Annotated in this window: 26 protein-coding genes; 19 read left to right on the forward strand and 7 right to left on the reverse strand. The window is 72.6% G+C overall.

Features of this window, described 5'->3' with window-relative positions; genetic code table 11:
- The first annotated feature begins 47 nt into the window (after positions 1-47).
- Positions 48-1547 carry a PLP-dependent aminotransferase family protein gene (locus tag BX286_RS28900; protein ID WP_121016730.1) on the forward strand — a complete coding sequence of 500 codons (1500 nt, stop codon included), beginning with the start codon at positions 48-50 and terminating at the stop codon, positions 1545-1547.
- Positions 1548-1571: 24 nt separating this feature from the next.
- Here the strand turns inward: BX286_RS28900 and BX286_RS28905 are convergent, their stop codons facing one another.
- The 3 genes from BX286_RS28905 to BX286_RS37595 form a co-directional block, all read right to left on the reverse strand.
- Complete coding sequence (locus BX286_RS28905; RefSeq protein WP_187344212.1) at positions 1572-1922, reverse strand: peptidoglycan-binding protein; 351 nt, start codon at positions 1920-1922, stop codon at positions 1572-1574.
- Between the two features lie 62 nt (positions 1923-1984).
- Positions 1985-2614 carry a response regulator transcription factor gene (locus BX286_RS28910; RefSeq protein WP_042815756.1) on the reverse strand — a complete coding sequence of 210 codons (630 nt, stop codon included), beginning with the start codon at positions 2612-2614 and terminating at the stop codon, positions 1985-1987.
- Between the two features lie 2 nt (positions 2615-2616).
- On the reverse strand, positions 2617-3972 hold the full coding sequence (locus tag BX286_RS37595) for a sensor histidine kinase (protein WP_121016731.1): 1356 nt from the start codon (positions 3970-3972) through the stop codon (positions 2617-2619).
- Positions 3973-4106: 134 nt separating this feature from the next.
- Between BX286_RS37595 and BX286_RS28920 the strand changes: the two genes are divergently transcribed.
- Positions 4107-5195, forward strand: a complete 1089-nt coding sequence (locus BX286_RS28920; protein ID WP_121016733.1) for an ABC transporter permease — start codon at positions 4107-4109, stop codon at positions 5193-5195.
- Complete coding sequence (locus BX286_RS28925) at positions 5192-5899, forward strand: ABC transporter ATP-binding protein (RefSeq protein WP_079430439.1); 708 nt, start codon at positions 5192-5194, stop codon at positions 5897-5899. The genes BX286_RS28920 and BX286_RS28925 overlap by 4 nt, the downstream gene beginning before the upstream one ends.
- Before the next feature lie 89 nt (positions 5900-5988).
- On the opposite strand, the gene BX286_RS28930 is transcribed toward BX286_RS28925, so the two are convergent.
- Positions 5989-6792, reverse strand: coding sequence for an IclR family transcriptional regulator (locus BX286_RS28930; RefSeq protein WP_079430440.1), 804 nt, complete (start codon positions 6790-6792; stop codon positions 5989-5991).
- A 336-nt stretch (positions 6793-7128) separates the two neighbouring features.
- Here BX286_RS28930 and allB point away from each other — a divergent pair, with 336 nt between their 5' ends.
- The 4 genes from allB to BX286_RS28950 all read left to right on the forward strand — a co-directional run bounded on the left by allB (position 7129) and on the right by BX286_RS28950 (position 11912).
- A complete protein-coding gene (gene allB, locus BX286_RS28935; protein WP_398898904.1) occupies positions 7129-8463 on the forward strand; it encodes an allantoinase AllB in 1335 nt (444 codons plus the stop codon).
- Between the two features lie 2 nt (positions 8464-8465).
- The gene (gene alc / locus BX286_RS28940; RefSeq protein ID WP_079430442.1) at positions 8466-9593 is read left to right on the forward strand and encodes an allantoicase; all 1128 of its coding nucleotides are present in this window, start codon (positions 8466-8468) and stop codon (positions 9591-9593) included.
- A gap of 333 nt (positions 9594-9926) precedes the next feature.
- Entirely contained in the window at positions 9927-10544 is a 618-nt protein-coding gene (locus tag BX286_RS28945; protein WP_079430443.1) for a dihydrofolate reductase family protein, read from the forward strand.
- 177 nt (positions 10545-10721) lie between these two features.
- Positions 10722-11912: a cytochrome P450 gene (locus BX286_RS28950; protein ID WP_079430444.1), complete on the forward strand. Its 1191-nt coding sequence runs from the start codon at positions 10722-10724 to the stop codon at positions 11910-11912.
- Positions 11913-11954: 42 nt separating this feature from the next.
- Here BX286_RS28950 and BX286_RS28955 read toward each other — a convergent pair whose 3' ends face one another.
- Positions 11955-12959 (reverse strand): Gfo/Idh/MocA family oxidoreductase, encoded by a 1005-nt coding sequence (locus tag BX286_RS28955; RefSeq protein WP_079430445.1) that lies wholly within the window; start codon positions 12957-12959, stop codon positions 11955-11957.
- Between the two features lie 143 nt (positions 12960-13102).
- Here BX286_RS28955 and BX286_RS28960 point away from each other — a divergent pair, with 143 nt between their 5' ends.
- The 12 genes from BX286_RS28960 to BX286_RS29015 all read left to right on the forward strand — a co-directional run bounded on the left by BX286_RS28960 (position 13103) and on the right by BX286_RS29015 (position 23046).
- Entirely contained in the window at positions 13103-14113 is a 1011-nt protein-coding gene (locus BX286_RS28960) for a sugar ABC transporter substrate-binding protein (protein ID WP_079430447.1), read from the forward strand.
- On the forward strand, positions 14110-15150 hold the full coding sequence (locus BX286_RS28965) for an ABC transporter permease (protein WP_079430449.1): 1041 nt from the start codon (positions 14110-14112) through the stop codon (positions 15148-15150). Before BX286_RS28960 ends, BX286_RS28965 begins: the two co-directional genes overlap by 4 nt.
- Positions 15147-15995: an ATP-binding cassette domain-containing protein gene (locus BX286_RS28970; protein ID WP_261993539.1), complete on the forward strand. Its 849-nt coding sequence runs from the start codon at positions 15147-15149 to the stop codon at positions 15993-15995. The genes BX286_RS28965 and BX286_RS28970 overlap by 4 nt, the downstream gene beginning before the upstream one ends.
- Positions 15992-17152 carry an ROK family glucokinase gene (locus tag BX286_RS28975; protein WP_079430451.1) on the forward strand — a complete coding sequence of 387 codons (1161 nt, stop codon included), beginning with the start codon at positions 15992-15994 and terminating at the stop codon, positions 17150-17152. The genes BX286_RS28970 and BX286_RS28975 overlap by 4 nt, the downstream gene beginning before the upstream one ends.
- Positions 17149-17739, forward strand: coding sequence for a hypothetical protein (locus BX286_RS28980; protein ID WP_079430453.1), 591 nt, complete (start codon positions 17149-17151; stop codon positions 17737-17739). Before BX286_RS28975 ends, BX286_RS28980 begins: the two co-directional genes overlap by 4 nt.
- 22 nt (positions 17740-17761) lie before the next feature.
- Positions 17762-18394 (forward strand): MBL fold metallo-hydrolase, encoded by a 633-nt coding sequence (locus BX286_RS28985; RefSeq protein WP_079430455.1) that lies wholly within the window; start codon positions 17762-17764, stop codon positions 18392-18394.
- Positions 18395-18424: 30 nt separating this feature from the next.
- Positions 18425-19204: an exodeoxyribonuclease III gene (locus BX286_RS28990; protein WP_079430456.1), complete on the forward strand. Its 780-nt coding sequence runs from the start codon at positions 18425-18427 to the stop codon at positions 19202-19204.
- Between the two features lie 63 nt (positions 19205-19267).
- Positions 19268-19711 carry a DUF6278 family protein gene (locus tag BX286_RS28995; protein ID WP_079430458.1) on the forward strand — a complete coding sequence of 148 codons (444 nt, stop codon included), beginning with the start codon at positions 19268-19270 and terminating at the stop codon, positions 19709-19711.
- Positions 19712-19836: 125 nt separating this feature from the next.
- The gene (locus tag BX286_RS29000) at positions 19837-20580 is read left to right on the forward strand and encodes an amino acid ABC transporter ATP-binding protein (RefSeq protein ID WP_121016738.1); all 744 of its coding nucleotides are present in this window, start codon (positions 19837-19839) and stop codon (positions 20578-20580) included.
- Between the two features lie 11 nt (positions 20581-20591).
- Complete coding sequence (locus BX286_RS29005; protein WP_079430460.1) at positions 20592-21509, forward strand: glutamate ABC transporter substrate-binding protein; 918 nt, start codon at positions 20592-20594, stop codon at positions 21507-21509.
- 17 nt (positions 21510-21526) lie between these two features.
- Complete coding sequence (locus BX286_RS29010; RefSeq protein WP_079430461.1) at positions 21527-22171, forward strand: amino acid ABC transporter permease; 645 nt, start codon at positions 21527-21529, stop codon at positions 22169-22171.
- Positions 22168-23046 carry an amino acid ABC transporter permease gene (locus tag BX286_RS29015; RefSeq protein WP_079430463.1) on the forward strand — a complete coding sequence of 293 codons (879 nt, stop codon included), beginning with the start codon at positions 22168-22170 and terminating at the stop codon, positions 23044-23046. The genes BX286_RS29010 and BX286_RS29015 overlap by 4 nt, the downstream gene beginning before the upstream one ends.
- Positions 23047-23075: 29 nt before the next feature.
- Here the strand turns inward: BX286_RS29015 and BX286_RS29020 are convergent, their stop codons facing one another.
- Together BX286_RS29020 and BX286_RS29025 are read right to left on the reverse strand one after the other, a co-directional pair.
- On the reverse strand, positions 23076-24665 hold the full coding sequence (locus tag BX286_RS29020) for an alpha/beta fold hydrolase (RefSeq protein WP_121016739.1): 1590 nt from the start codon (positions 24663-24665) through the stop codon (positions 23076-23078).
- 164 nt (positions 24666-24829) lie between these two features.
- On the reverse strand, positions 24830-26056 hold the full coding sequence (locus BX286_RS29025; protein ID WP_261993540.1) for an Ig-like domain-containing protein: 1227 nt from the start codon (positions 26054-26056) through the stop codon (positions 24830-24832).
- Positions 26057-26209 lie beyond the last annotated feature (153 nt).

A 26209-nucleotide genomic window follows, 5' to 3' on the forward strand; every position in this document is an offset into this window, starting at 1 on the left:
TGGTCCCGGATTGGCCTGGCGGGCAGAGCCAATCAGGGGAGGTTGGCATGGCGAACGGGCGAGAGGTCCGCAGAGTGGTCCATACGGCCGACAGGACGGTCGGCAGCCGGCAACTGGCGGCGATGCTCCCGGCCGAGGTACTGGCCCGCCCCGGCTACCGCTCCCTGGCCGACGCCGTCCGCACCCTGATCCTCGACGGCAGGATCGCCCTGTACGTCCGGCTCCCCGCCGAACGCGAGCTCGCCGAGGCCGTCGGGGCGAGCCGCGCCACCGTGACCGGCGCCTACGACCTGCTGCGCGAGAGCGGCTACGTCCGCAGCCGGCGCGGCTCCGGCACCTGGACCGAGCTCCCCGAGGGACACGGGCCCGTCGGCGCCCACCTGCTGACCGGCGCGGTCGGCGTCCGGGCCGACGGGGACCCCGGCATCGACCTCGCCATCGCCGCCATGGGAGCCCCCGACGACAGCCTCACGCAGGCCCTCGCCTGGGCGGCCCCCCGCCTGTCCGCCCTCGCCCGCAGCCCCGGCTACCACCCCTTCGGCCTGCCCGACCTGCGCGCGGCCGTCGCCGACCGGTTCACCCGGCGCGGGCTGCCCACCCGACCCGAGCAGATCCTGGTCACCGCCGGCGCCCAGCAGGCCTTCGCCCTGGTCGTCAGCCTGCTCTGCCGGCCCGGCGACCGGGTCGTCACCGAGAGCCCGACCTACGCCAACGCCCTCGACGCCCTGCGCCACGCCCGGCTGCGCACCGGTTCCGTCCCCGTGTCCGACGCGGGCTGGGACATGGAGACGGCCGAGTCCACCCTCCACCAGACCGTCCCCCGGCTGGCCTACACCATCCCGGACTTCCACAACCCGACCGGCGCCCTCATGCCCGAGGAGCACCGGCTGCGGCTGCTGGCGGCGACCCGGGCCACCGGGACCTGGCTGGTGGTGGACGAGACCATCGCCGACATCGCCCTGGACGTGCCGGCCCCCGCCCCGCTGGCCTCGCTCGCCCCGCGCTCCGGCGCCGACCACGTGATCACCATCGGCTCGCTGAGCAAGACCTACTGGGGCGGGCTGCGGGTCGGCTGGATCCGGGCCACCGCGAAGCTCGTCAACGAGCTGACGGCGGTCCGGGTGTCGTCCGACATGACCGGCTCCGTCCTCGACCAGGTGGTGGCCCTGCCGCTGCTGGAGGACATGGACCGGTGTCTGCCCCGGCGGCTCGCGGAGCTGCGGGTCCAGCGGGCGGCCCTGGTGGGCTCGCTGGAGCGGCACACCCCGGAGTGGTCCTGGCGGCTGCCGCCGGGCGGCCTCTCGCTCTGGGTCGACCTCGGCGAGCCCGTCAGCTCCGCCCTGGCCGAGCGGGCGGCCGCCGCCGGAGTGCACATCGGCCGGGGCGCCCGCTTCGGCGTCGACCCCGGCACCTTCGAGCACCGGCTGCGCATCCCCTACACCCTGGCGCCCGACCGCCTCGACGAGGGCGTGCGCCTCCTCGCGGCGGCCTTCCACGACGGCGTGCCCCTGGCCCCGGGGGTGGACCGGCCCTACTGGGTCGCCTGAGTGGCCGCCGCAGGGGCGGGCGGCTCAGCTGTGGCGCAGCTCGGTCCAGGTCGCGGCGTCGACCACGCCGGTCTCGGGCAGCTTCCGCGTCCCCTGGAAGTACCGGGTGGCCGACTCCGCGTCCGGCCCGAACACGTCCTTCGGCTCCTCCTCGGTCGCCTGCAGCCCCGTCCAGAAGGTCAGCAGGCAGCGGGCCTCCAGGACGGTCCGGCCCTTGTTGCCGAGGGTGACGGGCGGGGGCGGGGTCCGGTTGTCGAAGCCGCAGCTCAGGCCGGTGATGTCGGGCTCGGCGGGCGTGGCCGCGGAGGCCGCGGCGGCGGAGCCGAAGAGGAGGGAGACGGTCAGCGCGGCCGAGGCCGCGGAGCGTGTGATCAAGGAATTCATGGTCCAGACCTTAATGATCACGACGCTGCTGCAAAACCGATATTCCGCTGATGTCAGGGTGTGCGGATCAGCCGGCGGGTGGCGGCCGCCGCCACCGCCGCCGTACGGGAGTCCACGCCGAGCTTGGCGTAGACGTGTACCAGGTGGGACTTGACGGTGGCCTGGCTGAGGAAGAGCCGCTTGGAGATCTGCTGGTTCGACAGCCCGTCCGCGACCAGCTGGAGCACCTCCAGCTCCCGCTTCGTCAGCGCCTCCGCCGGGGTCCGCATCCGGTCCATCAGCCGCAGCGCCACCGCCGGGGCCAGCGCCGACTGGCCGGCCGCGGCCGTGCGCACGGCCGCCGCCAGTTCCTCCGGCGGGGCGTCCTTGAGCAGGTAGCCGGAGGCCCCCGCCTCCACCGCCGCGAGGATGTCCGCGTCCGTGTCGTAGGTGGTCAGGACCAGCACCCGGGGCCCGCCCGGGCGGGCGGTGATCGCCGCCGTGGCCGCCGAGCCGTGCATCCCGGCGCCGAACTGGAGGTCCATCAGCACCACGTCCACAGGCTCCGACGCCGCCAGCTCCACGGCCCGCTCCGCCGTCGCCGCCTCCGCGACCACCGCGAAGTCCGGTTCGGTATCCAGCACCGCGCGCAGCCCGGCGCGGACCACCGGGTGGTCGTCGGCGAGCAGGAGCCGGATGGTCATCGTCAGGCCTCCAGGGGCAGCGGCAGGGTGACGGCCACGGCGGTGCCCTGGCCCGGGTCGGACTCCACGGTGAACAGCCCGCCCAGCGACTGGGCCCGCGCCCGCATCGCGGGCAGGCCGAAGCCGCCCCCGCCGGACGGGGCCGAGGCGGGGTCGAAGCCCCGGCCGTCGTCGACGACGTCCAGCGTGACCGAGGTGTCCATGAAGGTGAGCGTGATCTCCGCCCGGTCCGCCCGGGCGTGCCGCACCACGTTGGCCAGCGCCGACTGGGCGATCCGCAGCAGGGCGACCTCGTAGGGGGTGGGCAGCTCGCGCGGCGGGCCGCTGACCGAGAAGCGCACGCGCGGGCCCGGCGCGCCCGAGCACAGCCGCTCCAGCGCCGCCGCCAGCGAGCCGTGCTCCAGGTCCGGGGGTGTCAGGGCCCGCACGAACCGGCGCGCTTCGGCAAGGTTCTCCTGAGCGGCCTCCCGGGCCCGGGCGATGTGCCCGAGCGCTGCCGCCGCGGGCGCCACCGGGCCCGCGCCGGCCGTGCCCGCGGTGGCCGTCCCGGGCGCCGCCGGGGCCGCACCCGCCGGGGCCGCACCCGCCGTGGCCGCCGTGGCCGCCGCGGGCGCTGCCGGGGACGGCCCCGCCGTGTCGTCCGACGGAGCGGGGCCGGGGGCCGCCGGGGATTCCGACAGGGCCCGCTCGGCCGCCCGCAGCAGCAGCTGGATCGAGGACAGGCCCTGTGCGAGCGTGTCGTGGATCTCCCGGGCCAGCCGCTCCCGCTCGGCGAGGATCCCCGCCCCCCGCTCGGCCGCGGCCAGTTCGGCCCGGGTGGCGATCAGCTCCTCGATCAGCTCGCGGCGCCGCTCGCTCTCCCGGTACAGCGCCTGGTAGCCGAGCACGGTGGCCACCGCCACGGCCCCGCCCAGCAGCGGCCCGAGGAAGGCCCCCGGGGTGACGGCGCCACTGTGCGCCAGGAACCCGCCGATCGCCGCGCCGGCCGTCACCGCGACCGCCGCCAGCGCCCAGCGCAGCCGCAGCAGGTGCAGTTCCAGGAAGTACAGCGGGAACGCCAGCCACAGCCCGTCGGGGGACAGGGCGAGCAGCGCGGCCCACACCGCGCCCATCCCCGCCAGCCACGCCCCGGCCGCGCGCGCCGACCGCCCGACGGCCGGGGCCCGTACCCCCGCCGCGTACACGGCGGCCAGCACGGCGCAGACGGCGACGACCCACCCGGCCCGGGGCGCGGAGCCGGTGACGGACCGGCCGGCGGCCAGCGCGAGCAGCCCGGCGAACAGGGCGTGCAGGCACAGCCGCAGGACGCGGGTGACGGGGGTCAGGGGGCGGGCGGGGGCGGCGGGGGCGGAGGACATCGTCCGACCAGCGTAAGCGGGCCGCCGGGGCCCCCGGTCAACCGAAAGTTCGATATCGGAATGCCTCCTTCGATACCAGGATCCCTCCCGTGGCGCGATGCCCGGGACGCGGGCGGGCGACCAAGGTGGGGGACATGTTCGTCGCATGGAGAGATCTACGGTTCGCCAGGGGCCGCTTCGCCCTCATGGGCTCGGTCGTCCTGCTCATCACGCTGCTGGTCGGCCTGCTGTCCGGCCTCACGTCCGGCCTGGCCCGGGAGAACATCTCGGCCATCACCGGCCTGCCCGCCTCGCGCCTGGCCTTCGCCGTCCCGCCCGGGGACCAGAAGGTGTCCTTCACCAGCTCCCAGCTGCCCGAGAGCGCCTGGCAGGCCTGGCGCGGGCGCCCCGGCGTCAAGGCCGCGGAGCCGCTCGGCATCCGCACCACCAACGCCCTCGCCGGCGAGCGCACGGCCGCCGTCTCCGTCTTCGGCGTCGAGCCCGGCGGCCGCCTGGCCCCCGCCGGGACGGGGCTGGGCCCGGGCAGGGCCGTCCTCTCCGAGAAGGCCGCCGGGGAACTGGGCGGGCTCACCGCCGGGGACCGGTTCCGGGCCGGTCCGCTGGAGCTGACCGTCGCCGCCGTCTCGGGCACCGCCGCCTACAGCCACACCCCGGTCGTCTGGGCGGACCTGGGCGACTGGCAGCGCGTCGGCAACCCCGGCCCCTCCTCCGGGACCTCCGCCACCGTCCTCGCCCTCGACGGCTCCGGGGACGTGGACTGGGCCGCCGGCGACAAGGCGGCCGGCACCCGCAGCCAGAGCGTCGACGAGGCCCTGGGCGCCATAGGGTCCTACCAGGCCGAGAACGGCTCGCTCCAGCTGATGCGCGGCTTCCTCTTCGCCATCTCGGCGCTGGTCATAGGGGCCTTCTTCACCGTGTGGACCATCCAGCGCAGCGGGGACGTCGCCGTCCTCAAGGCGCTCGGCGCCTCCACCCCGTACCTGCTGAAGGACGCCCTCGGCCAGGCCGTGGTGATGCTGGCCATCGGCACCGGCGCGGGCACCGCCCTCGCGTCCGGGATCGGGGCCCTGATCAGCGGCGGGGACGTGCCCTTCGTCCTCGACGCCGCCACCGTGCTGGCCCCCGCCGGGATCATGATCGTGCTCGGTGCGCTGGGCGCGGCCCTGTCCATCCGGCGGATCACCGCCGTCGACCCGCTGACCGCCCTGGGGAGCGCCCGATGACCCTCTTCCTCCACGACGTCACGCTCACCTACCCCGACGGCGACGGTCGCCTGACCGCCCTCGACGCGGTGGAGCTGGAGGTGCCCGCCGGCACCCTGACCGCGATCGTGGGGCCCTCGGGCTCCGGGAAGTCCAGCCTGCTGGCCGTCGCGGCCACCCTGGTCACCCCCGACTCCGGCCGGGTGCTCGTCGCGGGCCGGGACACCGCGCGGCTCGGCGCCGGCGAGAAGGCCGCCCTGCGCCGCGAGGAGATCGGCATCGTCTTCCAGCAGCCGAACCTGCTGGCCTCGCTGACCGCCGCCGAGCAGTTGCAGGTGATGGCCCACCTCTCCGGCCGCCCCGCCCGGCAGCTGCGCCGGCGGGCCCTGGAACTGCTGGACGCGGTGGGCCTGGCCGACAAGGCCGACCGGCGCCCCCACCAGCTCTCCGGCGGGCAGCGCCAGCGGGTGAACATCGCCCGCGCCCTGATGAACGAGCCCTCCGTGCTGCTGGTCGACGAGCCCACCAGCGCCCTGGACCACGAGAGGGGCGCGGCCGTCCTCGACCTGCTGGTCACCCTCACCCGCGAGCGCTCCACGGCCACCGTGCTGGTCACGCACGACCACGCCCACCTGGACCGGATGGACCGCACGGCGACCATGACCGACGGCCGCCTCGCCCACGGCGCCCGGCCCGCCGAGCCCTCCGCGGCCCCGGCGGCCTGAGCGCCGGCCGACCCGGGCCCGCGTACGCGAGAGCCCCGGCGCCCCCCGCAGGGGGAGGGGCGCCGGGGCTCTCGTACGCGTACGCAGGCCTACGCGGGGGTCTGGCTCTGCAGGGCCACCGACAGTTCCGCGGCCACGCCCTGCAGGATCGGCACGAAGGACTCGGCGACCTCCTGCGTCACCCGGCCGGCCGGACCCGAGATCGAGATCGCGGCGGCGGTCGGCGAGTTCGGCACCGACACGGCCAGGCAGCGGACCCCTATCTCCTGCTCGTTGTCGTCGACCGCGTACCCGGTCTTGCGGACCTGCTCCAGCGCCTCCAGGAAGCCCTCGGGCGTGGTGATGGTCTTCTCGGTCGCGGCCGGCATCCCGGTGCGGGCCAGCAGCGCCCGTACCTCCTCGGCCGGGGTGTGGGCGAGCAGCGCCTTGCCCACGCCGGTGGAGTGCGGCAGCACCCGGCGGCCGACCTCGGTGAACATGCGCATGGAGTGCTTGGACGGCACCTGGGCGACGTAGACGATCTCGTCCCCGTCGAGCAGGGCCATGTTCGCGGTCTCGCCCGTCTCCTCGACCAGCCGGGCGAGGTAGGGGCGCGCCCAGGTGCCCAGCAGCCGCGACGCGGACTCGCCGAGCCGGATCAGGCGGGGCCCGAGGGAGTACCGTCGGTTGGGCTGCTGCCGGACGTAGCCGCAGGCGACGAGGGTGCGCATCAGGCGGTGGATGGTCGGCAGGGGCAGCCCGCTCGCGGCGGAGAGCTCGCTGAGACCGACTTCGCCCCCGGCGTCGGCCATCCGTTCGAGCAGATCGAAGGCGCGCTCGAGGGACTGGACGCCACCGCCGGCGGCGGTGGGCTTGGCGGAAGCGTCGGTGGTGCTGGCGCTGGACGTCGGCACGGCGCGGTCCTTTCGGTGCTGGCAGGCAAGGAAGCAGCCTACCGGTCGGTCGACCTCCGCCCTAGAGCCGGGCCTCGGCCGTCCCCGCCGGTCAGAGGCGGTTTGTCCTGGTGGCGGACGTCCTCGGGAAGTTACCCGCCCGGGTGCCGGTGGTGGTAGCTACATTCTGGATAGTGAAATCTTAATTCCATCTCGTGGAAACATCCAATTGCGATGCAGGCGCGTCAGTGGTCCCTCCGGGCACTCTTGACTGGCCCCGGATCGGGGTGAAGACTCCGTCAACAGAACGTTGAATTTCGCTCTGTGGAAGTAGATGGGGAGGTTCCGGTGGCCGACGTGCCTGTGGAACTGGTACTGCGCTCGACGCGCGTCATCACCCCCGAGGGGACGCGCGCCGCCTCGGTGGCCGTCGCCGGCGGGAAGATCGCGGCCGTGCTGGCGTACGAGGCCGAGGCACCGGCCGGAGCCCGGCTCGAGGACTTCGGCGACGACGTCCTGCTCCCCGGCCTCGTGGACACCCACGTCCACGTCAACGACCCGGGCCGCACCGAGTGGGAGGGCTTCTGGACGGCGACCCGCGCGGCCGCCGCCGGAGGCATCACCACCCTCCTCGACATGCCCCTCAACTCCCTGCCGCCCACCACCACGGTCGGCAACCTCCGCGTCAAGCAGGAGGTCGCCCGGACCAAGGCGCACGTGGACGTCGGCTTCTGGGGCGGCGCCCTGCCCGACAACGTCAAGGACCTGCGCCCGCTGCACGACGCCGGCGTGTTCGGCTTCAAGTGCTTCCTGTCCCCCTCCGGCGTCGACGAGTTCCCGCTGCTGGACCAGGAGCAGCTGGCCACCTCCCTCGCCGAGATCACCGGCTTCGGCGGCCTGCTGATCGTCCACGCCGAGGACCCGCACCACCTGGAGTCCGCGCCGCAGAACCCGGGCCCCAAGTACGCCGACTTCCTCGCCTCCCGCCCCCAGGACGCCGAGAACACCGCGATCGAGAACCTGATCGCCCAGGCGAAGCGGCTGAACGCCCGCGTGCACGTCCTGCACCTGTCCTCCGCCTCCGCGCTGCCGCTGATCGCCGCGGCCAAGGCCGAGGGCGTGCAGATCACGGTCGAGTCCTGCCCGCACTTCCTCACCCTCACCGCCGAGGAAGTCCCCGACGGCGCCACCGAGTTCAAGTGCTGCCCGCCCATCCGCGAGGCCGCGAACCAGGACGTCCTGTGGGACGCGCTCGCCGACGGCACCATCGACTGCATCGTCTCCGACCACTCGCCGTCCACCGCGGACCTGAAGACCGGTGACTTCGCCACCGCCTGGGGCGGCATCTCCTCCCTCCAGCTGGGTCTGCCGGCCATCTGGACCGAGGCCCGCAAGCGCGGCCGCACCCTCGAGGAGGTCGCGCGCTGGATGTCCACCGCCCCGGCCGCGCTGGCCGGACTCGCCGCCAAGGGCGCCATCGAGGCCGGCCGCGACGCCGACTTCGCCGTCCTGGCCCCCGAAGAGACCTTCACCGTGGACCCGGCCGAACTCCACCACCGCAACCAGGTCACGGCGTACGCGGGCAAGACCCTGCACGGCGTCGTGAAGTCCACCTGGCTGCGCGGCACGCAGATCGCCGACCACGGCACCCCGACCGAGCCCACGGGCCTCCTCCTTGAAAGGCAGAACTGACAGTGGCACAGCGTTCGACTGGACCGGCCTCCTTCACCGGCAACGCGAACCCGTACGGGGGCGGCGACCCGTACGCGGACTACCGCACCGCGGAGTTCGGGTTCACCCAGTACGCCAACCTCGCCGCCCGCGAGCTGGGCGCCGGTGTGATCGCCGCCAACGACGAGTTCTTCGCCGAGCGCGAGAACCTGCTGATCGCCGAGGCCGCGCACTTCGACCCCGAGCACTTCGGCCACAAGGGCAAGGTCATGGACGGCTGGGAGACCCGCCGCCGCCGCGGCGTCTCCGCCGAGCAGCCCTGGCCGACCGCCGAGGACCACGACTTCGCGCTGATCCGCCTCGGCGCCCCCGGCGTCATCCGCGGCATCGTGGTCGACACCGCCCACTTCCGCGGCAACATGCCGCAGGCCGTGTCCATCCAGGGCACCGCGGTCGAGGGCTCCCCGACCGCGGAGGAACTGCTCTCCGACGACGTCAAGTGGACGCCGCTGGTCGAGCGCACCCCGGTCGGCGGCCACGCGGCCAACGGCTTCGAGGTCAACGTCGAGCAGCGCTTCACCCACCTGCGCCTCAACCAGCACCCGGACGGCGGTATCGCCCGCCTGCGCGTCTACGGCGAGGTCCGCCCCGACCCGAAGTGGCTCGCCGCGCTGGGCACCTTCGACGTCGTGGCCCTGGAGAACGGCGGCTCCGTCGAGGACGCCTCCAACCGCTTCTACTCCCCGCCGACCAACACCATCAACCCGGGCCGCTCCCGCAAGATGGACGACGGCTGGGAGACCGCCCGCCGCCGCGACAACGGCAACGACTGGATCCGCTACCAGCTCGTCGCCGAGTCCGAGATCCGCGCCGTCGAGATCGACACCGCCTACCTCAAGGGCAACTCGGCCGGCTGGGCCTCGCTGTCGGTCAAGACGGGCGAGGAGGGCGAGTGGACGGAGTTCCTGCCGCGCACCCGCCTGCAGCCCGACACCAACCACCGCTTCGTGCTGGACACCCCCGCGGTCGGCACGCACGTACGGATCGACATCTTCCCGGACGGCGGCTTCTCCCGCCTGCGCCTGTTCGGTTCGCTGACGGAGGCCGGCGCGGCCGCGCACGCAGCCCGTCACCAGGAGCTGGGCGGCTGAGTCCGCTCCACCCGCCGGCCGCCCCGGGGGCCGACACCCCCGGGGCCCGGCAACGGCCCGATGGGCGCACCGCGTTCGCGGTGCGCCCATCGGCGTTCCGCGTCAGGCGGCGCGGCCGCGGTCGTCACCCGCTGCGGGTCCGCGTACGGGCCGCCGGCCGGGTTCATGTCGGTGTCCCTCCCGAACTATTTGGTTGCGAGTTCAATTACATTCGGCGGGGAACGGGGGCGCCGGCGGGAATCCGGCCTCGCGTTCACGCGCGCCGCACCGATGAGTCCCGGGGCGCCCGGGAGTCTGGAGGGGTACAGGACACCGACAGAGGAGCGCCGACCCATGGGCAGACTGACCCTCACCACCTTCCTCACCCTCGACGGGGTGATGCAGGCCCCCGGCGCGCGGCACGAGGACGACAGCGACGGCTTCGCCTACGGCGGCTGGCTCGCCCCCCACGCCGACGCGGGCATGCAGGAGTTCATGGAGGAGGTCTTCGGCCGCGCCGGCGCCTTCCTGCTCGGCCGGCGCACGTACGAGATCTTCGCCGCGTACTGGCCCCACCACGACGACCCCGCCAACCCGATCGCCCACCGGCTCAACCGGCTGACGAAATACGTCGCCTCCACCACCCTGCGGGAGCCCGCCTGGGGACCGGCCGCCGTCCTGGACGGGGAACAGCTCCAGTCGGAGGTCGTCCGGGCCAAGGACGCCATCGAGGGGGAGCTCCAGGTACACGGCAGCGGGCGCCTCGCGCAGTGGCTCCTCGCGCGGGACCTGGTGGAGGAGCTGAACCTGCTCGTCTTCCCGGTCTTCCTGGGCGCGGGCCGGCGCCTGTTCCCCACCGGCGGCCTGCCCACCGCCTGCGAGCTGACCGCCTCGCGCACCACCGGCAGCGGCACCGCCATCCACACCTACCGCCCCAAGGGCCGGGCCCCCTTCCGCGACTTCGAGGCCTGAGCCGCCCGCCCGGCGGCCGCCGCCCCGGTCCCCGGCGGCCGCCGCCCCGGTCCCCGGCGGCGCCGCCCCGGTCCCCGGCGGCGCCGCCCCCGGACCGCCGCGCCCTGGCCGGATGACCACCGGCGAGTGGCCGGAACCCACGGGGTGCACACCCGCGGCCGCCACTAATCTGACCGCATGCCACAACCGGACATCAGCGCGAACGACCCCTGCTTCGCCGCGGACCCCTACTCCTACTACGCCCGGCTGCGGGCCAAGGGGCCGGTCCACCAGGTCGAGGTCTCGGCCGGCGAGTACGCGCCCGCGGTCCTGGTCGTCGGCCACGCCGAGGCCCGCCAGGCCCTCGCCCACCCCGGGCTGGCGAAGGACTGGAAGAGCGGCGCGGTCCTCCAGGGCGTCGCGGCGACCGTGGCCAACAGCAACCTGCTGGAGACCGACCCGCCCCAGCACACCCGGCTGCGCCGCCTGGTGGCCCGCGAGTTCACCACCCGCCGCGTCCAGGCCATGCGCCCCCGCGTCCGGCAGATCACCGACGAACTCCTCGACGCGATGGCCGCCCGCCCGGAGCGCTCCGCCGACCTGATCGAGGCCTTCGCCTTCCCGCTGCCCATCACCGTGATCGGCGAACTCCTCGGCGTGCCCGGACCCGACCGCGAGCGCTTCAGGCACTGGTCCAGGGAGATCCTGGCGCCCACCCCCGCGACCGCGCGCACCGCGCACCGGGAGCTCGCCGACTACCTCGCCGGACTCGTCGCCGCCAAGACCCGCGATCCCGGCGAGGACCTGCTCAGCGCCCTCGTCCGGACCAGGGACGAGGACGGTGACGCGCTGTCGGCGGCCGAGCTCATCGGCATGGCCTTCCTGCTGCTGATCGCCGGCCACGAGACCACCGTCAACCTCATCTCCAACGGCACGCGCGCCCTGCTGGCCCATCCGCAGCAGCTGGCCGCGCTCCGCGCCGACCCCGACGGGCTGCTCGACGGCGCGATCGAGGAGATGCTCCGCTACGACGGTCCCGTGCAGAACGCCACCTACCGCTACGCCCGCGAGGACCTGGAGATCGGCGGCACCGCCATCCCGGCCGGAGCCACCGTCCTCGTCTCGCTGGCCGGCGCCGGCCGTGACCCCGGGCGCTACGAGGACCCCGACGCCTTCGACATCCGGCGCGCCCCCCAGGGCCACCTCGCCTTCGGGCACGGGATCCACTTCTGCATCGGCGCCCCGCTCGCCCGCCTGGAGGGCCGCATCGCCTTCCAGGGACTGCTGGAGCGCTTCCCCGACCTGGCCGAGGACCCCGCCGGCGGCCCGCCGCAGTGGCTCGGGGGCAGCCTGATCCGGGGCGTGGCCCGGCTGCCGGTGCGCTGGTAGCCGCCGCCCGTGGCCCTTTCCCCACCGGCCCCGGCGGCGCCGTCACAGGTCAGCGAGCTCGTCCAGCCGTACCGGGCGCCGCTCCCGGCGGGAGCGCTCGCAGGCCTCCGCGATCCGGAAGGCGGCCAGTGCCTCCCGGCCGTCGCAGGGGTTGTCCCCCTCGCCGCGCACCAGCCGGACGAAGGCAGCCAGCTCGGCCTCGTAGGCGGGGGCGAACCGCTCCAGGAACCCGGTCCACGGCTTGCTCGCCGGGGGCGGGCCGTGCGGCTCCGTCGAGGCGATCGGCGTACGGTCGTCCAGCCCGCAGCAGACCTGGTCCCGCTCCCCGGAGAGCTCCATCCGCACGTCGTAGCCGGCGCCGTTGCAGCGCGTGCCGGTACAGGTCACCAGGGTCCCGTCGGTCAGGGTGAGGACGGCCGCCGCCGTGTCGACGTCGCCGTTCTCGCGGAAGACGGCCGGCCCGGCGTCCGAACCGGCCGCGTACACCTCGGTGACCTCCCGGCCGGTCACCCAGCGCGCCATGTCGAAGTCGTGCACCAGGCAGTCCCGGTACAGGCCCCCGGAGGCGGCGAGGTAGGCGGCGGGCGGCGGCGCCGGGTCGGCGGTCATCGTGCGGACCGTGTGCAGCCGCCCCAGGGCACCCGAACGGACCAGCTCGCGCGCGGTCCGGTAGCCGGCGTCGAAGCGGCGCATGAAGCCCACCTGGAGCACGCCGCCGGCGGCGGCCACCTCGCGCAGCACCGCCAGGGTCCGCTCCAGGCCGGGGGCCAGCGGCTTCTCGCAGAACACCGGCAGCCCGCCGCGCACCGCCCGGACCACGAGGTCGGCGTGGCCCTCGGTCGCACAGGCCACGACCAGCGCGTCCACGCCCCAGGTGAACACCTGGTCGACGGAGGGCGCGGCGGTGGCCCCCAGCCGGTCCGCGAGCCGCGCGGCCCGCCCCGGCTCCGCGTCGGCCAGCAGCAGCGAGCCGGCGTCCGGGAGACGGGCCAGTGCGGCCGCGTGGAAGGACCCGATCCGGCCCGTTCCGATGAGCCCGATGCGCATGCACTCAACGTGACCCCGTAAGGGGGACCTGTCAATCCGCGCCCGCACGCCCCGGTGACCCTTCATGGTCCACTGTGGCGGATACTGGGCGGCTGACACCGGAAATGACCGATTCATGACGGACGAGGGAAGGGCACGGGGACGTGGCTAGGGTTCGGACAGGGGTACGCGTCGTCGGCGCCGTGCTCGCGGCGGTACTGGGGGCCTCCCTCGCCGGCTGCAGCAGCACGGGCGGCAAGCGCGCCGAGGAGCGGGCGAAGGCCGCCGAGGCGGGCCGGCCCGCCGTGTCCACGCCGCGCTGGACCTTCGCGATGGTCACGCACGCGGGCGACGGCGACACCTTCTGGGACATCGTGCAGAAGGGCGCCAAGGAGGCGTCGGCGAAGGACAACATCAACTTCGTCTACTCGCACGACGACCAGGCGCAGCAGCAGGCCCAGTTCGTGCAGAACGCCATCGACCAGAAGGTCGACGGGATCATCGTCAGCCTCGCCAAGCCCGATGCCCTCAAGGACGTCGTCGGCAAGGCCGTGAAGGCCGGCATCCCCGTGATCACGGTCAACTCCGGCTCCGCCCAGTCCGCCGCGTACGGGGCGCTGGCCCACATCGGCCAGGACGAGGAGATCGCCGGTGAGGCCGTCGGCACGGAGATGACCAAGCGGGGCCTGAAGAAGGCGGTCTGCGTCCTGCACGAACAGGGCAACGTGGGCCACGAGCAGCGCTGCGCCGGGGCGAAGAAGACCTTCGGCGGCAGCATGGAGAACCTGTACGTCGAGGGCACCAACATGCCGTCCGTCCAGGCGGCCATCCAGGCCAAGCTCCAGGCCGACCCCTCCGTCGACGGCATCCTCACCCTGGGCGCCCCCTTCGCCCCCACCGCCGTCAAGGCCAAGGAGGCGGCGGGCAGCAAGGCCGAGGTGGACACCTTCGACCTCAACGAGTCCGTCGCCCGCGACCTGAAGTCCGGCGCCCTGGGCTTCGCCGTGGACCAGCAGCCCTACCTCCAGGGGTACGAGGCCGTGGACCTGCTGTGGCTCTACCGCTACAACGGGGACGTGCTCGGCGGCGGCCGCCCGGTGCTGACCGGCCCGCAGATCGTCACCGCGGACCAGGTGGGCAAGCTGGAGCCGTTCATCAAGCGGGGCAGCCGATGAGCGCCGCCGCCCCGGCCGCGGCCGACGAGCGGCTGGCGCCCGTCTCCTACGTGCGCCGGCTGCTGGGCCGCCCCGAGCTGGGCGCGGTCGTCGGCGCCGCCGCCGTCTTCGTCTTCTTCTCCTTCGCCGCCGACAGCTTCCTGCGGGCCTCCAGCCTCAGCACGGTCCTCTACTCGGCCTCCACCATCGGGATCATGGCGGTCCCGGTGGCGCTGCTGATGATCGGCGGGGAGTTCGACCTCTCCGCCGGCGTCATGGTGACCACCTCGGCGCTGTTCAGCTCGATGTTCAGCTACCAGATGACCGCCAACGTCTGGGTGGGCGTCGCGGTGTCCCTGCTGGTCACCCTCGCCCTCGGCTTCTTCAACGGGTTCATGCTGACCCGCACCAAGCTGCCCAGCTTCATCATCACGCTCGGCACCTTCCTGATGCTGACCGGTCTGAACCTCGGCTTCACCAAGCTGATCAGCGGCACCGTCTCCACCAAGACCATCGCCGACATGGAGGGCTTCCCCTCGGCCCGCGCGCTGTTCGCCTCCCAGTGGAACGTCGGCTCGGTCACCCTCAAGGTCACCATCCTGTGGTGGCTGGCCCTGGTCGCCGTCGCCACCTGGATCCTGCTGCGCACCCGCGCCGGGAACTGGATCTTCGCCGTGGGCGGTGGGGCGGACGCGGCCCGCGCCACCGGCGTCCCCGTCGTGAAGACCCGCATCGGCCTCTACATGGGCGTCGCGCTCTGCGCCTGGATCTCCGGGCAGCACATCCTCTTCTCGTTCGACGTCGTCCAGTCGGGGGAGGGCGTCGGCAACGAGTTCCTCTACATCATCGCGGCCGTCATCGGCGGCTGTCTGATGACCGGCGGCTACGGCTCCGCGATCGGCTCGGCCGTCGGCGCGTTCATCTTCGGCATGGCCAGCAACGGCATCGTCTACGCCCAGTGGAACCCCGACTGGTTCAAGTTCTTCCTCGGCGGCATGCTCCTGCTCGCCACGCTGCTCAACGCATGGGTCCGCAAGCGGGCGGAGGCACGGGCATGAGCACACCTCTGGTCAAGCTGACCGGCGTCAGCAAGTACTACGGCAACATCCGCGCCCTGCGCGACGTCTCCCTGGAGGTGTCGGCCGGCGAGATCACCTGCGTCCTCGGCGACAACGGCGCCGGCAAGTCCACCCTCATCAAGATCATCGCGGGGCTGCACCGGCACGACGCCGGAACCTTCGAGATCGAGGGCGAGGAGACCGCCCTGGCCAACCCGCGCGCCGCCCTCGACCGCGGCATCGCCACCGTCTACCAGGACCTCGCCGTCGTCCCCCTGATGCCGGTCTGGCGGAACTTCTTCCTCGGCTCCGAGCCCACCAGGGGCCGCGGCCCCTTCCGCCGCCTCGACGTGGCCCGCATGCGCGAGACCACGCGCGCCGAGCTGCTGCGCATGGGCATCGACCTGCGCGACGTCGACCAGCCGATCGGCACCCTCTCCGGCGGCGAGCGCCAGTGCGTGGCCATCGCCCGCGCCGTCCACTTCGGCGCGAAGGTCCTCGTCCTGGACGAGCCCACCGCCGCGCTCGGCGTCAAGCAGTCCGGCGTGGTCCTCAAGTACGTCGCCGCAGCCCGCGACGCCGGCCTCGGCGTGGTCCTCATCACCCACAACCCGCACCACGCCCACCTGGTCGGGGACCGCTTCGTGCTCCTCAAGCGCGGCACCATGGCGGGCAGCCACACCCGCGACTCGATCACCCTCGACGAGCTCACCCGGCAGATGGCCGGGGGCTCCGAGCTGGAGGAGCTGAGCCACGAACTGGAGCGGGTGGCAGAATCAGGACCGGACACCCCGTCCGGCTCCACCTCCGCCACCGCCTCCGACAGGGACGACACCACTCGATGACCACCTACCGGGACTTCTCGCTCACCCACCGCGGGTCGGCGCGAGGCACCGTCCTGCGGACCATCGGGACCCGTGAGCGCCGCTCCCACCTGACCGCCCCCCGCGTCCCGACGGTCGGCATCGACATCGGCGGCACCAAGGTGATGGCGGGCGTCGTCGACGCCGACGGGGTGATCCTGGAGAAGATCCGCACCGAGACCCCCGACAAGTCCAAGAGCCCCAAGGTGGTCGAGGACACCATCGTGGAGCTGGTCCTGGACCTCTCCGACCGGCACGACGTGCACGCGGTGGGCATCGGTGCGGCCGGCTGGGTCGACGCCGACCGCTCCCGCGTGCTGTTCGCCCCCCACCTCGCCTGGCGGGACGAGCCCCTGCGCGACGCCCTCCAGTCCCGCCTGGCCGTCCCGGTCATGGTGGACAACGATGCCAACACCGCCGCCTGGGCCGAGTGGCGCTTCGGCGCCGGACGCGGCGAGGACCACCTCGTCATGATCACCCTGGGCACCGGCATCGGCGGGGCCATCCTGGAGGGCGGCCAGGTCAAGCGCGGCCGCTACGGGGTGGCCGGCGAGTTCGGCCACATGCAGGTCGTCCCCGGCGGGCACCGCTGCCCCTGTGGCAACCGCGGCTGCTGGGAGCAGTACAGCTCCGGCAACGCCCTGGTCCGCGAGGCCCGCGAACTGGCCGCCGCCGACTCCCCGGTCGCGTACAACATCATCGCCAGGGTCGGCGGCAACGTCCACGAGATCACCGGACCGCTGATCACCGAGCTGGCCCGCGAGGGCGACGCCATGTGCGTCGAGCTGCTCCAGGACATCGGCCAGTGGCTCGGCGTCGGCATCGCCAACCTCGCCGCCGCCCTCGACCCCTCGTGCTTCGTCATCGGCGGTGGGGTCAGCGCCGCCGACGACCTGCTCATCGGCCCCGCCCGGGACGCCTTCCGGCGCCACCTCACCGGCCGCGGCTACCGCCCCGAGGCCCGCATCGCCAAGGCGCAGCTGGGCCCCGAGGCGGGCATGGTCGGCGCCGCCGACCTCGCCCGGCTGGTCGCCCGCCGCTTCCGGCGCGCCACCCGCCGGCGCGTGGAGCGGTACGAGCGCTACGCGCAGTACGGCCGGCGCGGCGCCGCCGGCCCCGAGGAGCAGGAACAGCAGTGACACCGCCCACCTTGCCCCGCCAGGCCTCCTCGCCCGAGGCCGGCGGCGGCCGGCCGCCCACCGCCGAGGAGCGGCGCCGCACCGTGCGCCGGCGCTGGATCACCGCGCTCATCATCCTGCTGCTCGTCGGCGTCCCGGCCGGCTACCTGGCCATCTCCGCCCAGCAGAGCCGAGAGAGCGGCCGGGACAAGGCCGCGCGGGTCGGCGCCGTCAAGGTCCGCCCGGACTGGCCCTCCAAGGTGCAGCGCAGCATCTACGAGGTGCCGATCCCGTTGATGGCCGCGCACGTCGGCTACCTGGAGACCAACAACTGGCACACCAGCCGGCTGTACGTGCAGTTCCAGGTCAGCCCGGAGCAGCTGGACACCTTCCTGGCCGACGTCGGCACCAGCCGCGGGGCGCTCACCCCCGGGGTCTCGGTCTCCGAGCGGGACGCGCACGTCGCGGGCTGGAGCTGGAGCCCCAGGCACCAGTGGTCCGGGATCACCCTGGAGGCCCCGGACCCGCGCCCGACCCGGGACGTCACCGTGGACTTCACCAACCCCAAGGCCCCCCGCGTCTACGTGGTCTCCACCACCGTTCCCTAACCCCACCGCATAGGGTGGGATCATGAAGCTCACCAAACGGCTGCACTCCTGCGTCCAGTTGGAGAAGGACGGGCTCACGCTCGTCATCGACCCGGGCGCCTTCAGCGAACCGGACGCGGGCCTGGGCGCGGACGCCCTGCTGGTCACCCACGAGCACCCCGACCACTTCGACGAGGGCCGGCTGCGCGCCGCCCTCGACGCGAACCCGGCGGCGGCCCTGTGGACCCTGCGCAGCGTCGCGGAGCGGATGGCCGCCGCCTACCCGGGCCGGGTCCACACCGTCGGCCACGGCGACACCTTCACCGCAGCCGGGTTCCAGGTCCAGGTCCACGGCGAACTGCACGCCGAGATCCACCCGGACATCCCGCGCGTCACCAACGTCGGCTACCTCGTCGAGGGCTCCCTCTTCCACCCCGGCGACGCGCTGACCGTCCCAGGCGCCCCCGTCGACACCCTGATGCTGCCGGTGCACGCCCCCTGGAACAAGATCGCCGAAGTGGTGGACTACGTGCGCGAGGTCAAGCCGCGCCGGGCGATCGACATCCACGACGCCTACCTCGCGGACATCGCCCGGCCGATCTACGACACGGCCCTGGCGAACCTCGGCGGCGCTCCCCACAGCCGCCTCGGGGCCGGAGAGAGCGCCACCGTCTGACTGTCGGTGCCGGGCGGTAGGTTGGTGGACATGCGTATCGCCACGTTCAACGTCAACTCGATCACCGCCCGGCTGCCCCGCCTGCTGGCCTGGCTGGAGTCGTCCGGCACCGACGTGCTCTGCGTCCAGGAGACCAAGTGCACGGCCGAGCAGTTCCCGGCCGAAGCGCTGCGCGAGCTGGGCTACGAGTCGGCCGTCAACGCCACCGGCCGGTGGAACGGCGTCGCCCTGCTGTCCAGGGCCGGGCTGGAGGACGTCGTCGTCGGGCTCCCCGGCGGCCCGGACTACGAGGGCGTGCAGGAGCCCCGGGCCATCTCCGCCACCTGCGGCGGGGTGCGCCTGTGGTCGGTGTACGTGCCCAACGGCCGCGAGGTCGAGCACGACCACTACGGCTACAAGCTGGACTGGTTCCGCGCCCTGACCGCCGCCGTCGCCGAGGACGCGGCCGGCCCCCGCCCCTTCGCGGTGCTCGGCGACTACAACGTGGCCCCCACCGACGAGGACGTGTACGACCCGGCCGTCTTCGAGGGCCTGACCCACGTCACCCCGGCCGAGCGCGCGGCCCTGGAGGCACTGCGCGGCGCCGGCCTGTCCGACGTGGTGCCCCGCCCGCTGAAGTACGACCGCCCGTACACGTACTGGGACTACCGCCAGCTCTGCTTCCCCAAGAACAGGGGCATGCGCATCGACCTGGTCTACGGCAACGAGCCCTTCGCCAAGGCCGTCAAGGACGCCTACGTGGACCGCGAGGAGCGCAAGGGCAAGGGAGCCTCCGACCACGCCCCGGTCGTGGTCGACCTCGATCTCTAGAAGCCTAGGGGATCGGGGCGCGCCCTGTGGCCAGCGGCGCGTCCGGGTGCCAGGCTGGTCGGTATGCGCATCCCCTTCCTGGCCAACTGGCTCCACCGGGACGAGACGGAACAGGGTGCCGTGGGACTGGCCGATGCCCTCGCGGAGGATCCCGAGGGCATCGGCGAGCTGTTCGCGGAGTGCGAGATGCTGCGCGCCCAGGCGAGGGCCGCGGGGCTGGAACTGGACCAGACCCCGGCCTCGTTGGAGGACCTCGACCAGCTGATGCCCCGCTGGCGCCGCGACCCGGAGGCGGTGCCCTGGCTCGGCAACGACGCGGGCTTCTACCTCGGGACCGTGATCGTGCGGACCGTGCCCGGTACCGGCTGGCAGGTCTGGCCCAACGGCCGGCCCGTGATCCGGCTGGCCTCGGGGCGGGAGCTCGACGTGGTCGAGTCGGGGGTTTCCTGGGCGATGACCGGGTCACCCGAGCTCAGCCAGGCCTATGCCGAGGCCTCCGAGGGCTGACCGCGAGGCCGTATTAAAGGGCCAATGTACTTTATGTACCTTTCGGGCGTGTCGCGGTGAAGTCCCCTGCGCCGCTGGATAGTTTGCGCTGACCTCGACACACCGACAAGTGGGCAGGGCAGCGCATGGCCGTCGAACCGTTGATCGAGCTGCGGGACGTCAACAAGCACTACGGGGATCTGCACGTCCTCCAGGACATCAACCTCACCGTCGGCCGCGGGGAGGTGGTGGTGATCATCGGCCCGTCAGGCTCCGGGAAGTCCACCCTCTGCCGGACCATCAACCGCCTGGAGACCATCGGCTCCGGCGAGATCCTGCTGGACGGCCGGCCGCTGCCCGCCGAGGGCAGGGAGCTGGCCCGGCTGCGGGCCGAGGTCGGCATGGTCTTCCAGTCCTTCAACCTCTTCGCGCACAAGACCGTCCTCGCCAACGTCTCCCTGGCCCAGGTCAAGGTCAGGAAACGGGGCAGGGAGGAGGCCGACAAGCGCTCCCGGGAGCTCCTCGACCGGGTCGGCCTCGCCAGCCAGGCGGAGAAGTTCCCCGCGCAGCTCTCCGGCGGGCAGCAGCAGCGCGTGGCCATCGCCCGCGCCCTGGCCATGAACCCCAAGGCCCTGCTCTTCGACGAGCCCACCTCCGCCCTCGACCCCGAGATGATCAACGAGGTGCTGGAGGTCATGCAGCAGCTCGCCGCCGAGGGCATGACCATGGTCGTGGTCACCCACGAGATGGGCTTCGCCCGCTCCGCCGCGAACCGCGTCGTGTTCATGGCGGACGGCAGGATCGTCGAGGACCGCACCCCGGAGGCGTTCTTCACCGCCCCCGAGAGCGAACGGGCCCGGGACTTCCTCTCCAAGATCCTCAAGCACTGAGGGGCGGCCCGATGAAGCACACCCTGCGCGCCCTCGCCCCGGCCCTCGTCGCCCTGGTCCTCCTCACGGCCGTCTCCGGCTGCGGGAAGAGCGGCAGCCCCCCGGTCAAGGGGCCGCAGCCCGAGGACCTGCCGGTCTACCACGTGGACACCGGCTTCACCCTGCCCGCCTCGCCCACCTGGGAGAAGGCGAAGCGGCGCGGCCACCTGGTGGTCGGGGCCAAGGAGGACCAGCCGTACATGGGGGAGAAGGACCCCGCCACCGGCCGGTACTCCGGCTTCGACATCGAGATCGCCAAGATGATGTCCGCCTCGCTCGGCTTCGACCCCAAGACGATCGAGTTCAAGACCATCGCCTCCGCCAACCGCGAGACCGCCCTGCAGAACGGTCAGATCGACTACTACGTGGGCACCTACACGATCAACGACAAGCGCAGGAAGCAGGTCGGCTTCGCCGGGCCCTACTTCATGGCCGGCCAGTCCCTGCTGGTCCGCCGGAACGAGAAGGACATCAAGGGCCCCCAGGACCTCGCCGGCAAACGGGTCTGCTCGGCGGCCGGCTCCACCCCGTACCAGCGCCTCCAGAGCGAGTACCCCAGGGCGGTGCTCGTCGCCTACGACACCTACTCGGTCTGCGTGGACAACCTGCTGACCTACCAGGTCGACGCCGTCTCCACCGACGACTCCATCCTCCTCGGCTACGCCGCCAAGGTCCCCGAAGAACTCAAGGTCGTCGGCAAGCCCTTCTCCCAGGAGCCCTACGGCATCGGGGTCCCCCGCTCCGACAACGCCCTGCGCTTCGCCCTCGACGACGCCCTGGCCGCGCACGAGAAGAACGGCGACTGGAAGAAGGCCTACGAGGCCACCCTCGGCCTCTCCGGCCAGCCCGCCCCGAAACCGCCCGCCATCGACCGCTACCCCGCGGGCTGAGGGGAGAGCGCACCACCATGCACGTACTCACCGAGAACTTCGCGCTCTACGGCAAGGGTTTCCTCGGCACCGTCGAGCTCACCGTCTACGCCTCGCTGCTCGCCCTGGTCCTCGGCTTCCTGATGGCCTCCTTCCGCGTCGCGCCCGTCGGCTCCTTCCGGGTCTTCGGCACGGTCTGGGTGACCGTGCTGCGCAACACCCCGCTGACCCTGCTGTTCTTCGCCGTGCTGCTGGGCCTGCCGCGCTTCGGGCTGGTCCTGCCGTTCCAGCTCTTCGCCGTCCTGGCGCTCGGCTGCTACACCTCGGCCTTCATCTGCGAGGCCCTGCGCTCCGGCATCAACACCGTGCCCAAGGGGCAGGGGGAGGCCGCCCGCAGCCTGGGGATGACCTTCGGCCAGACCCTGGGCACGGTCGTGCTGCCGCAGGCCTTCCGCTCCGTCATCCCGCCCATCGGCTCCACCCTGATCGCCCTCGCCAAGAACTCGGCCATCGCCGGCGCCTTCAGCGTCACCGAGCTGCTGGGCACGTACAAGACCCTCAACGAGCTGGGCTACAGCATCATCTGGACCTTCGTCTGGATCGCCGTCGGCTACCTGATCATCACCCTGTCCATCAGCGCGCTCTTCAACGTGCTGGAGAAGCGCTACGGAGTCGCCCGATGACCGCGCACGCGCTGCACGGGGACCAGCAGTCCACCGCCCTCTACGACCTGCCCGGTCCGGGCACCCTGCGCCGCCACTTCCTCTACGGGATCGTCTCGACGGTGGTGATCCTCGGTCTGCTCGCCTGGATCCTCTACCTGCTCTTCGACACCCACCAGTTCACCGCCGCCAAGTGGCGCCCCTTCGCCTACGAGGGCATCCAGGACCTGCTGCTCAAGGGGCTGGGCAACACGCTCAAGGCCTTCGTGTACGCCTCGGTGCTCTCGCTGGTGCTCGGCGCGGTGCTGGCCACGGGCCGGCTCTCGGTGCACCGGCCGGTGCGCTGGGTGGCCACGCTCTGCGTGGAGTTCTTCCGGGCCATGCCCGTGCTGGTGATGATCTTCTTCATCTTCGTCGCGCTGAAGGTGCAGCCGCTGCCCGCCCTGGTGGCGGGGCTGACCCTGTACAACGGCTCGGTGCTGGCCGAGGTCTTCCGTACGGGCATCAACTCCGTCGAGCGGGGGCAGCGCGAGGCCGCGTACGCGCTCGGCATGCGCAAGACGCAGGTGATGACCTTCGTCCTGGCACCGCAGGCGGTCCGGGCCATGCTGCCGGCGATCATCAGCCAGCTGGTGGTGGCCCTGAAGGACACCTCGCTCGGCTTCCTGATCACCTACGAGGAGTTCCTGCACGCGGGCAAGCTGATCGCCTCCAACCTGGACTACGACCTGCCGTTCATCCCCGTCGTGATGATCATCTCGCCGATCTACATCGGGATGTGCATGCTGCTGTCCTGGCTGGCCACCTGGGTGGCCCGGCGGGAGCGGCGCAGCCTCAAGACCAGGGCAGTCGAGGTCGCCCCCGCCGAGCCGGGGCCGGTGCTGCCGGGGAGGTAGACGCGCGGCCCCCCGGCGGCAGCCCGCGATCACTGCTCGCGCAGCGGCACCGAGACGTACGAGGGGTCGGTGCGCGGCGAGGAGAAGGTCAGCTGCGCGCCGGTGGGGTTGTGCTCGATGTAGAGGGGGTCGACCGTGTCGACGACGAGGGCGAGCCGGTGGCCCCCGGGCACGTCGTAGGCGGTGGAGAAGAGGTCCAGGTCCACGCCGAAGGACTGTCCGGGGGTCTTCCCGTGGAAGGTGTACGGGGCGTTGCTGACCAGTTTGCCGAGGCCGAGCGGGCCGACGTCGTAGAGGTAGGCGACGAAGGTCCCGTCGCCCTTGGTGGGGGTGACGGTGGTGTGCAGGCGGACGGTGCCGCGCACGCGGCGCTCCCGCTCGTAGCGCGGGGACTGCCAGACGGCGGCGAAGGCGCGCGGCAGCAGCGGGACGGAGACGACCGGGGGAGCCTTGGCGAACTGGTCGAGGACGCTGGACAGGAGGACGATCCCGCCGTCGGCGCCGGAGTCGACGTTGGCCCAGAGGTGTTCGCTGCCGTCGAGCGGGATCCTCTCCTCGCCGCCGGAGCCGACCGACTTCCAGTCGGGGTAGTCCTCGTAGCCGCCGGTGCTGCGGGACGTGATCCGGACGGGGGGCTCGGTGTCCACCCCGTTGCGTTCGCCCTTGAGGTAGCGGTCGAACCAGCGGTGGGCGTCGGTCCAGGTGTCGTTGGGCAGTCCGAACAGGCCGGTCGCCTCGGCGGTGGCGTGGTCGCCGGGGCGGAACTCCAGGCGCTTGGGACCGGTGAGCTTCTCGAAGAACTCCGCGTACTGGTTGGGCGGGAAGACGGTGTCGCCCCAGGCGTTGCCCAGCATGACGGCCGCGCCGTTGGCGTTGATCCGGTCGACCTGCCCGGCGGCGGAGCGCTTCCTGCCCCAGTCGATCATCGCCTGCTCGTTCTCCAGCCGGGAGCCCAGGAAGTCGCCAAGGACCTGCTGGAGTTCGGGCCCGGGCCGGCCGGTGAGGTAGCCCGCCGCGCCGAGCAGCCCGGCGGCCTGGAGGTGCTGGGTGCGGCCGGAGTAGATGGACTCGATGAGGTCGGCCCAGCCGCTGAGGGCGACCACCGCCTTGACGCGGGGGTCGTGGGCGGCGGCCAGGAGGCTGATGCCGGCGGCGTACGAGACCCCGCCCAGGCCCACGTGGTCCGGGTCGGCGGGGGTGTGGGCGAGGGCCCAGTCGATGACGGCGGAGACGTCCGCGACGTCGGCCGGGCCGGCCGTCTCGATCTGGCCGCCGGAGAGCCAGAAACCGCGCGAGGTGTAACTCACCACGGTGTAGCCGGAGTCGGCCAGCTGCCTGGCCTGGGCTACGTACTCGACCTGCGGCAGGCCCCAGCTGGTGGGGAGGACGATCAGCGGGTACGTGCGGCCCGGTGCGGCACCGGCCGGGGTGAAGACGTTGCCCTTGAGGGTGATGCCGCCGGAGCCGGGGATGTCGTGGAAGCGGACCTCCGGCGACGCCTGCGGGGAGGACTGCGGGGCGGCTGCGGGGGCCGCCTGGGCCTGGTGGGGGGCCAGGCCCAGGGCGGTGGCCGCGAGCAGGGCGGCCGCTGCCGCTGCGGTGTGGGGGCGGGCTCTCATCGAACGCTCCTCGCGTGCGCCGGTGTCCGAAAGTGACCCGACAGTAACGGGAGGGGCTTACTCAAGGTAACCCGCCAGTAAGTTACGTGGCGGTAACAATTGGTGGAACGTCAGGGTCCGTACGGATCCGCAGGCGTCCGCCCCGCGACCGCGCCGGGCCGCCGTCAGCCCGCCTGGGTGGCTCCGGTCAGCGCGCTCTTGGCCTTCCACTGGTCCCAGGGCAGGTTCCACTCGCCGTAGCCGTTGCCGAGGTCCGCCTTGCCCTTCGAGCCGCTGCCGACCACCTCCAGGGGGTCGCCCGGCTGCGCCTGCTCGTAGACGGCCTTGGCGTTGGCGTCGCTCATCCCCACGCAGCCGGAACTGGTGTTGGCGTGGCCGAAGTTGTCGGCGTTCCAGGGGGCGGCGTGCACGTACATGCCCGACCAGGTCAGCCGCATCGAGTAGTCGACCATCTTGTTGTAGGCGTTGCCGAGGCCCACCGTCTGGGAGTCCATCAGGATGGTGCCCTCCTTCGCCATCAGCACCATCTTCCCGGACCAGGAGGCCTTCTCGCCGCCCGGAGTGCCCGCCGAGACGGGAACCGTCTTGACGACCTGGCCGTCCTCGGTGATGGCCATCTTCTTGGTGTCGAGGCTGACCTCCATCCGGCGGTCCTTGCCTATCTTGAACTCGGTGGTGTAATCGCGGGCGAAGAGCCCGCTGTCGGCGCCGGAGTCCACGCCGTTCAGGTTCATTTCCACCTTCACGTCGGTGCCGGACTTCCAGTAGTCCTTGGGGCGCCAGTCCACCCGGTCGTTGCCGGAATAGTCCTTGACCCAGCCCCAGGAACCCTCGGTGCTGTTCGAGGTGGTCACCTTCAGCTGCTTCTCGACCTCGGCCTTGTTCTTCACCGGATTGTCGAAGACCAGCGAGACGGGCATCGCGACCCCGACCGTGCTGCCCTTCGGGATGTTGATGGAGACCTTGTTCACCTTGTCGGCGGCCGAGGTCTTGAACTGCGTGCCCGCGCTCTGGCTGTCGGTGCTCTGCGCCTCGACCTTGTAGTCCGTGTTCGGTGCGGCGTTGCGGCCCGAGGTCCAGCTCTTGCCGTCGGAGGCGATCTGCCCGGCCAGCTCCCCGCCCTTGCCGTCCGTCACCTTCACCTGCGCCAGCTTGCCGTCGGCGATGGTCACCTTGACCGGCTCACCCGACTTGACCTGGCCGTCCGTCAGGTTCACCGAAACGGCCATGGGGGCCTTGTTCTTCGCGTCCGCGGCCTTGCCGCCGCCGTCCGCACCGTCGCCGGAGCCGCCCGAGCAGGCGGTCAGCGCGGCGGCCAGCAGCGCGGTGCCGGCGAGCGCGGCATGGCGGACCCGGCGGCGCGGGAGTGCGGTACGGCGTGAGCGGCTCAAGGAAAATCCCTCCGAAGCAATGGTCGTCCACAAGGAAGGAGTGAACGGGACGACTTTAGGTTGCGCATTCTCCGGAAAAGGCCGCCCTTCCTGTTGTGACATGGGCCGCAGCGAAACGGTTGCCGAACGGTCACATTCCGCTTAGGTGCGGGC

The organism is Streptomyces sp. 3211.6 (genome assembly GCF_003634815.1).
Classification (GTDB): domain Bacteria; phylum Actinomycetota; class Actinomycetes; order Streptomycetales; family Streptomycetaceae; genus Streptomyces; species Streptomyces katrae_A.